The sequence below is a fragment of the Thioclava sp. UBA3469 genome, assembly GCF_002378135.1.
GTDB classification, from domain to species: domain Bacteria; phylum Pseudomonadota; class Alphaproteobacteria; order Rhodobacterales; family Rhodobacteraceae; genus Thioclava; species Thioclava sediminum.
Genome location: NZ_DFRG01000187.1, coordinates 1 through 7,118 on the forward strand (window position 1 = coordinate 1; position 7,118 = coordinate 7,118).

Sequence of the window (7,118 nt, forward strand, 5' to 3'; positions counted from 1 at the left end):
AACGATAGAGGCACCACTTTGTCTTTGTAGCGAACGACAGCTTTCCGCCCATTCTATTGAAAAAGTCTTTGTTGCAGTGCGGCAAGTCTTTCGATTCACTCGTCGATGAGGGGATGGGAGGATTTCGGGATGATGGGTCGGCAGGACGCTCCAGTGCAGCTGTTTTATGATTTCAATCTGGACCGTCATGTCCCGGCCGATCATATGCTGCGAGAGATCGATCTGTTCCTTGACGGCGACAGCCTGCGGGACGCGCTGCGACCGTTCTACAGCCACCTTGGCCGCCCCTCCATCGACCCCGAACTGATCATTCGGATGCTGGTGATCGGCTACGTCATGGGCATCCGATCCGAAGGACGCCTGTGCAACGAGGTTCACCTGAACCTGGCCTATCGTTGGTTCTGCCGGTTGGGCCTAGAGGGCAACGTCCCGGATCATTCGACCTTCTCGCGGCATCGCCACGCCAAGTTCCGCGAAAGCAACCTGCTGCGACAGGTGTTTGAAGCCACTGTGGAGCGGTGCCTGAAGGAGGGGCCGGTCTCCGGAAAGGGCTTTGCCGTCGATGCCAGCCTGATCTCCGCCGACGTGAACAACCACCTGCCCGGTATCGGCGATCTGATCGACTTGACCGTTCAACCCGACACGTGGCACGTTTTCGACCCTTCAAGCGGCGCGAACCTGTCGCTGGCCTAGCGTCGCCCGCGCCCCAAGCAAGGATGATCCGATGACGCCCCTCCCGGCCCTTTGCCGTGACGACCAAGCCAATGCGGCCTCGTTGCAATATCGACTGCAAATATTGCTATTACCTTGAAAAGGAACATCTCTACCCGCAGGAAAAGAAGTTCCGCATGTCAGATGCAGTTCTCGAAACTTATATGCGCGATCTGATCGCGGCGAGCGTCAAGGCGGGGCAGCGCGAGGTGCAGTTTGCCTGACCGGGCGGAGAGCCGACCCTGCTTGGCCTGCCCTTCTTCGAGCGCGTGGTCGCGCTGCAGCGCCACTATTGCCCCGTCGGCGTGACTTGCGCCAATCCGACAGACGCGCCGGTCCCGCTCTACGAACATCGAGCGAAATGCGGACTGCCTTTCCCCGGTTCCAATATCCACCCGAGGGCGGAATTGCGGCGTGGCATACGATGCGGCTGACGGAGGCCTGGCCAGGATCGCGACGGCATTGATGCGCTGGAGTTGCAAGAGGCCCTGTGGGCCTTTGAGGCGCGCGACAAGGCTCGGATCGGCACTTAGAGAGCTATGGCCGGAGGCGAGAACTCGGGTCACGCCAGCTTTACAAAGATCCAAACCTTTTAATTCGCGCGACTTCTGTCAAGATGCTGTGAGGTCGTCCAAAAACATTTCCGAGCCATGCCGCAAAACCCTTTGAGACAACAAGCCGAACGCCCCGCACCCTCCGACGCGCCACAGGCACGGGGCCGTTCGAGACGTAGTCACGCGCATTACATGCTGCTGGGCGGCGCGCTGCTCTTGGCCAGTCTTATGGCCGGGCCTTTGTCTGCGGCGGCACAGACGACCCAGCCGCTGCCCGAGCTGGCCTTGCCCAAGCCGATGCCCGCGCCGCCCATGACGGTGCTGCTTCCCGTTCCGGACGCGCGGATCACGGCGGCGATCTCGACATTGGATGATCTCAGTCAGGATATCCTCAAGCGAACCGGCATTCCCGGACTGGCGGTCGCTGTGGTTCATAACGGACGCACCGTCTATGCGCGCGGCTTTGGCAAGCGCGCCGTTGGAAGCCCGGAGGGCGTCGATCCCGAGACGGTCTTCCTTCTCGCCTCGCTGTCAAAGCCCGTCGGTGCCACCGTTGTCGCCACCCAAGTGACCGCAGGCCGCGTCAAATGGGACAGCCCGATCCACGATTTTCTGGCCGCCTTCAGTTTGGGCGATCCGTGGATCAACGAACATATCACCATCGCCGATCTCTATGCGCATCGCTCGGGCCTGCCCGATCATGCCGGAGACGATCTGGAAGATATCGGGTTCGACCGGAGCGAAATCCTCAAGCGGCTCGCTCTGCTGCCCCAAGGCCCATTCCGGGCGCAATACACCTATACCAATTTCGGCATTACGGCTGCAGCCCAAGCGGTGGCCACGGCCGCAGGCAAGGATTGGGCGCGCCTGTCGGAGACGGCGCTCTATGCGCCTCTTGGCATGGGCGCGACCAGCTCGACCCATGCCGATTACATGGCGCGGGACAATCGGGCCGCAAGCCATGTGCCGGGTGGCGATGGCTATGTGATCTCCGACAAACGCCAGCCCGACGCGCAAAGCCCGGCGGGCGGGGTCAGCTCCAACGCGCACGACATGGGGCGTTGGATGGCGATGGTGCTGGGCGGCGGTATGGCGGACGGGACGCGCCTGATCTCTGAAGAGGCGCTTCTGCCTGCAACCTCCCCGCAGATGATCCGAGGCGCGCCGATGGCGGTCTCTGCGCGCGCGGGCGCCTATGGGTTTGGCTTCAATGTCGATACCCGCTGGTCAGGCCGTGTGATGCTAAGCCATTCCGGGGCCTTCACATTGGGCGCATCGACAAGTGTCGCAATGCTGCCCGAGCTCGATCTGGGCATCGTCGTCTTGACCAATGCACCGCCGACAGGGGCCGCCGAAGCCATCACCGCGAGCTTCCTCGATCGCGCGGAACTGGGGAGGGATACCCACGACTGGCTGGCGGCCTATGCCCCGATCATGGCGCCGCTATCGGCCCCTGTGGGGCAGCTGGTGGGTGCAAAGCCCCCCGCTGACCCTGCCCAGGCAGCGCCCGCGCAAACCTATGTCGGCACCTATGACAATCCCTATTTCGGCCCCGCCTCGATCTCTGAGACCAACGGATCGCTTGTGCTAACGCTTGGCCCGGACCACCGAGCGCTGCCCATGCGCCATTGGGATGGTGACACCTTCGTTGTCTATCCGGTGACCGAGAACCAACCCGCAGGTTCGGTCTCGCGCGTCACCTTTCGCGCAGCCTCCCCCGGACCGGCCACCGAAATGCAGATCGAACACCTGAACGAAGAACATCTCGGCATCTTTCGACGCCCCGACTAACACAGCCGGGTGTGCGCAAAATGCCCCTCAGTCCTCCCAAAGTGCTCAGTCATCGCCCTTTGCGGCCTTCTCAGCGGGTGAGTTTCGCGACCGAGCGGTCATCAGCGATCAAACGCGGCGCAAAATAGGCAAATGCCTCACGAAACATCGGATGCCAACTTGCATCCAATGGCTGGTGCAACGGGTGCCGGAAGAAAACGAACAGATGACCTAATCACCAGCCCGGCCTTCGTGGTGATCAAGGCGGCAGAGGAGTTCCACGAGAAGACGGTCCGACCGAACCAGCTCTGGCAGACCGACTTCACCTACCTGAAGGTCATCGGCTGGGGCTGGTTCTACCTCTCGACCATCCTCGACGACTACAGCCGCTACGTCATCGCCTGGCGGCTCTGCACGACGATGAAGGCGTCTGATGTGACCGCGACACTGGAAGATGCTCTGGTCGCGTCCGGCTGCAATCAGGCCACAGTTGCCAACCGGCCCCGGCTGCTCAGCGACAATGGCAGCAGTTACATCTCCGGGGAACTGGCCGACTGGCTTGCTGACGAGGGCATGGATCACGTCCGGGGTGCTCCCCGCCACCCTCAGACCCAGGGCAAGATCGAACGCTGGCACCAGACCCTCAAGAACCGCATCTTGCTCGAGAACTATTACCTGCCCGGCGCTCTGGAATAGGCGATCGGCGACTTCATCGACCACTACAACCATCACCGCTACCACGAGAGCCTGGGCAACCTCGCGCCCGCCGACGTCTATCTCGGCAGGGCCGAAGCCATCCTGAAAACACGAAAGGAGATCAAAGCCAAAACCATCGAGAAGCGCCGCTTGCTGCATCGCCAGACCGCGGCATAAACTGAAACCACAACGAGCCAGGCCCTCCGTTCTCGATCAGGCCCTCGTGTCCCAAATCATCTCACGACGGACAGGATGGATGGTAGCCCGGGCGACCGGTTCGAGCAGGCACACAACGTCCGAACCCGAGCGCGCGAAGATCAAGCTCATCGACGAGGAGGTCGATGATACGGACCAGATGATCCTCACTAATCCATTCGTCGACGCGCTCGGGGAAAAGCGTGGTTTGCTCCCGGTCGATGCCGTCGATGAAACCCGCCATCCGTGCCTCCCGCTGCCTTGCGAAAGTATACCATGGGCTTAAGTTTCCACACAGCCTCGGCCCGAAGCTGCCATTCGAACAGGGCGCCTCGAAGGCCCCGACCAGCTCTTTCCAGATGCTCGCAGGCCACCGCAGCGCTATCACGGATCGTCCATCGGCCCTGGCGACGCGCGGTCGGTCAGTTCCGCGCACATCCGGGTGGATGCCTATATCTATTGCGCTAAGGCATCCAGTTCGTCCATCAGCCCTGAGAACCGTCTCAACTGATCGTATTGCTCTTCGTCGATCCCGTCCGGATCGAAGTGCATCACGTCGTTTCGGATTTCGCGGACCTTATCCAGCTCAGCGCAAAATACGCCCCTGTCTACGCGAAGGTCGAGCAGTTTCCAGTTCTCTGGCTTCTGAATTATCCGAAGATACTCACCAAACGTTAGGTCTACGACAGATTGAATTCGCTCCCTTCTCTCCGAGTCCGTGTCGCCACAGACCTCCTGCAAAGTCTGGGTAGTGAACTTTCCATTCATCAGTTTTCGGATCTGGTTCTCAATCTGTCCGATGAGGAGAAATGGCTCTGATAGAAACTGAAATTGCTCGCTCAGATCTGTCGCGGTGACGATGCCAGTAACCTTCTTGTCGGTTGAGGATCGGACGAAGACGAATTCGTGCTCGATGATCAATTTCGTAGCTTTGAACAGCGCTTCGCTTTCTTCCAGAGCGACGGCCGTCTCCATGGCGTCTCTCACTTCGACGAGATTATTCTCGTGGCTCAAGCGCTTGCCGATCGTCTTCCAGCTAATCGCACCGTTCAGCGTGTGCTCGTTCGACATGACCGCCAGCTGCGAGAAATCGTGCGCCAGCATCAGGGTAATCGCCTTCTCGACGGTATCCTGCGGGTTGACCGAAACCACACCGCAGTTGGCCGCCTTGAGCATGCTGATGAGGAAGTTTGCCTCTTTTGGGGCATAGGCTGCACCATCCTCGCCTTGGTCGCTACCGGTAGATTTGGTAGCAGCCGCTGCAACCGGCGCTTTCTTGAACGTTATTTCTGCGTCAATCCAGACCTTAGTGAAATCTGGGCTGGTTATGATACCCGCATTATCCAACTCGGTTTGTATTCTCTTGACGACGCCGGTGCGGCGCCTGCGGGCACCGAACCAGCGAAGCAACTCTCGGACCGTCGTCGAAGCTTCCTTTCCTTCGCCGATGTCGGCTTTGACCTCTTCGAACTCCTTGTTCAATTTGGTGCCCCTCCGATCATCCCGTTCCGATCGCGGTGAATTGCCCGGACGCTTCTATGCAGTCCCATACGTGGAGGACGAGGCGGAGGCCTCGATATTCCATTGCGGTAATTTATGCCACGGCTTGATTAAATCCAAAAGAAAGAATGACAGCTAGGGACCGGCCGCACCCCTACCCTATTGCTGACGGCCCTGGCTATGCAGAAGCTTTCTTTCTGCACATTGCGGGCCTTGATCCCTGCGCCGCGAATGACCGCTCCCCGCCCCGAACAACCTGGCTCGTCGGTTTCGGCCTTTTGTGGACATTCGCGCGACAGCCATTGCTGCCGCGCAATGCCTCCGAACCAGCATTTGGCGGCGACGTCCAGCATTGTCCGGCAGGCGAAGGCCCCACAGCGGCCAGTTCAGCCGGCCAGCTTATTGCCAGTAAGCCCGCCGGAGTTAGCTGATTGGGCGTAAAGCGGCGGGAATGGGTCAGGTCTGATTGTGGTTATTGGGAGCCGTCCAGCTGCCTGCTAACTTTCCTTCTCGGGGGAGGTGGCTCATTCATCGGCGATTCACGGCAAAAACGCCAACTCGTCTAGAGGTGCTAAGGCTCTAAAGACACCGCCCTTTTTCGCGCTATCAGTTCCGGCGCTATCAAACAGGTTGAGAAGAAGGTCATACACCGGTTCAAAATTGTCGAACCCGTCCGGTAGCGCCTGAATGGCTCTGGCTATCGCGCGATCATCCTCCTCTTCAAAAAGACCAGCAAAATCCCCGTCGATCATCTTTGCGAGGATTGGCACAGCTTGCCCTCCAGCAGCGTTGAGCGCGCTTCGTTGGCCTCTCAATCGCTCTAAGGCGTTGGCTTTGCTATTCGCGTAGACTGCTACGGTTCCATTCAATGCTTCAATCGCTTGAGCCTTCGTCACCCCCGCCTGGTTCAAGAAGTAAAACATCGGCCAACCATTGGCGCTGAACTTGGGCGGATACCTTTACATAGAAGCGTGACGAGGCAGCGACACAGTTCCTCTCTGCACTATCTCGTCAAATGGGTGCCATCCGACAGAATAATTTCGTCCATCGGCACATCCCAAGGCATCGGGTAGATGGTGGGCAAGACGCAGTTTGAAAAGCCGATACCAACGATCCGCGGCTTCTTATCAAAACGGGCGAGCGTGCGGTCGTAATAGCCTCCCCCGTTTCCGAGGCGATGAAGCGTCGTGTCGACACCGACAAGGGGGACGATCACGAGGTCGGGCGTGCGAGGTTCGCCTGCGGCTGGCACGGGGATGTTCCAGACGCCGCGCACCATGCGGCAATCCGGGGTCCACGTATGGAATTCGAGCGGCGCATCTCGTTCGATGACGACGGGCAACAGGACTTCGGCCCCGGCCTCATGTGCCTTGCCCATCCAGCCCCGCAGATCCGGTTCGCCCCGGATCGGCCAATAGACAGCCACGGTGAGGCGGGCATCGAGAGGAACTGTCCGGTCGAGACCGTCAATCAGCCGGACGGTCGCGCGCTCTCGATCTTCTGCGGACAAGGCCCGCGCGGCCACAAGCCGAGCGCGCTCCGCCCGTCTGAATCGCGCCACATCGCGTGCCGCCTCGGGATCGACCAGGTGCCCATCGACCAGAAGATGGGCAAAGCAGGCGGGGGCTCCTCCGGTAGCATCGTCATCCATATCTATGCCATCCGCTTACGTTTCTGAGGCGGAAAGATCGT

5 protein-coding genes and 3 pseudogenes are annotated in these 7,118 nt (G+C 59.9%); 4 read left to right on the top strand and 4 right to left on the bottom strand.

Features of this window, described 5'->3' with window-relative positions:
- Positions 1-129 precede the first annotated feature (129 nt).
- The 4 genes and pseudogenes from B3D39_RS13520 to B3D39_RS13535 form a co-directional block, all read left to right on the top strand.
- Positions 130-591, top strand: a pseudogene (locus B3D39_RS13520) (transposase); the annotation flags it as partial.
- 173 nt (positions 592-764) lie between these two features.
- Positions 765-935 (top strand): hypothetical protein, encoded by a 171-nt coding sequence (locus tag B3D39_RS13525; protein ID WP_168173880.1) that lies wholly within the window; start codon positions 765-767, stop codon positions 933-935.
- Between the two features lie 522 nt (positions 936-1,457).
- On the top strand, positions 1,458-3,056 hold the full coding sequence (locus B3D39_RS13530; RefSeq protein WP_143594834.1) for a serine hydrolase: 1,599 nt from the start codon (positions 1,458-1,460) through the stop codon (positions 3,054-3,056).
- A gap of 204 nt (positions 3,057-3,260) precedes the next feature.
- Positions 3,261-3,908 (top strand): annotated as a pseudogene (locus B3D39_RS13535) (transposase); the annotation flags it as partial.
- A 73-nt stretch (positions 3,909-3,981) separates the two neighbouring features.
- Here the strand turns inward: B3D39_RS13535 and B3D39_RS13540 are convergent.
- The 4 genes and pseudogenes from B3D39_RS13540 to B3D39_RS13555 all read right to left on the bottom strand — a co-directional run.
- Positions 3,982-4,170 (bottom strand): annotated as a pseudogene (locus tag B3D39_RS13540) (IS5/IS1182 family transposase); the annotation flags it as partial.
- A 212-nt stretch (positions 4,171-4,382) separates the two neighbouring features.
- The gene (locus B3D39_RS13545) at positions 4,383-5,408 is read right to left on the bottom strand and encodes a CBS domain-containing protein (RefSeq protein ID WP_078523306.1); all 1,026 of its coding nucleotides are present in this window, start codon (positions 5,406-5,408) and stop codon (positions 4,383-4,385) included.
- A 557-nt stretch (positions 5,409-5,965) separates the two neighbouring features.
- On the bottom strand, positions 5,966-6,349 hold the full coding sequence (locus B3D39_RS13550; protein ID WP_078542318.1) for a hypothetical protein: 384 nt from the start codon (positions 6,347-6,349) through the stop codon (positions 5,966-5,968).
- Between the two features lie 80 nt (positions 6,350-6,429).
- Positions 6,430-7,077 carry a 5-formyltetrahydrofolate cyclo-ligase gene (locus tag B3D39_RS13555; protein WP_078523308.1) on the bottom strand — a complete coding sequence of 216 codons (648 nt, stop codon included), beginning with the start codon at positions 7,075-7,077 and terminating at the stop codon, positions 6,430-6,432.
- Positions 7,078-7,118: the final 41 nt, after the last annotated feature.

Coding starts and splice junctions, on each gene's coding strand:
- B3D39_RS13555 (WP_078523308.1), bottom strand. CDS start 7,077: ATGGATGACGATGCTACCGGAGGAGCCCCCGCCTGCTTTGCCCATCTT.
- B3D39_RS13525 (WP_168173880.1), top strand. CDS start 765: ATGCGGCCTCGTTGCAATATCGACTGCAAATATTGCTATTACCTTGAA.
- B3D39_RS13550 (WP_078542318.1), bottom strand. CDS start 6,349: ATGTTTTACTTCTTGAACCAGGCGGGGGTGACGAAGGCTCAAGCGATT.
- B3D39_RS13530 (WP_143594834.1), top strand. CDS start 1,458: ATGCTGCTGGGCGGCGCGCTGCTCTTGGCCAGTCTTATGGCCGGGCCT.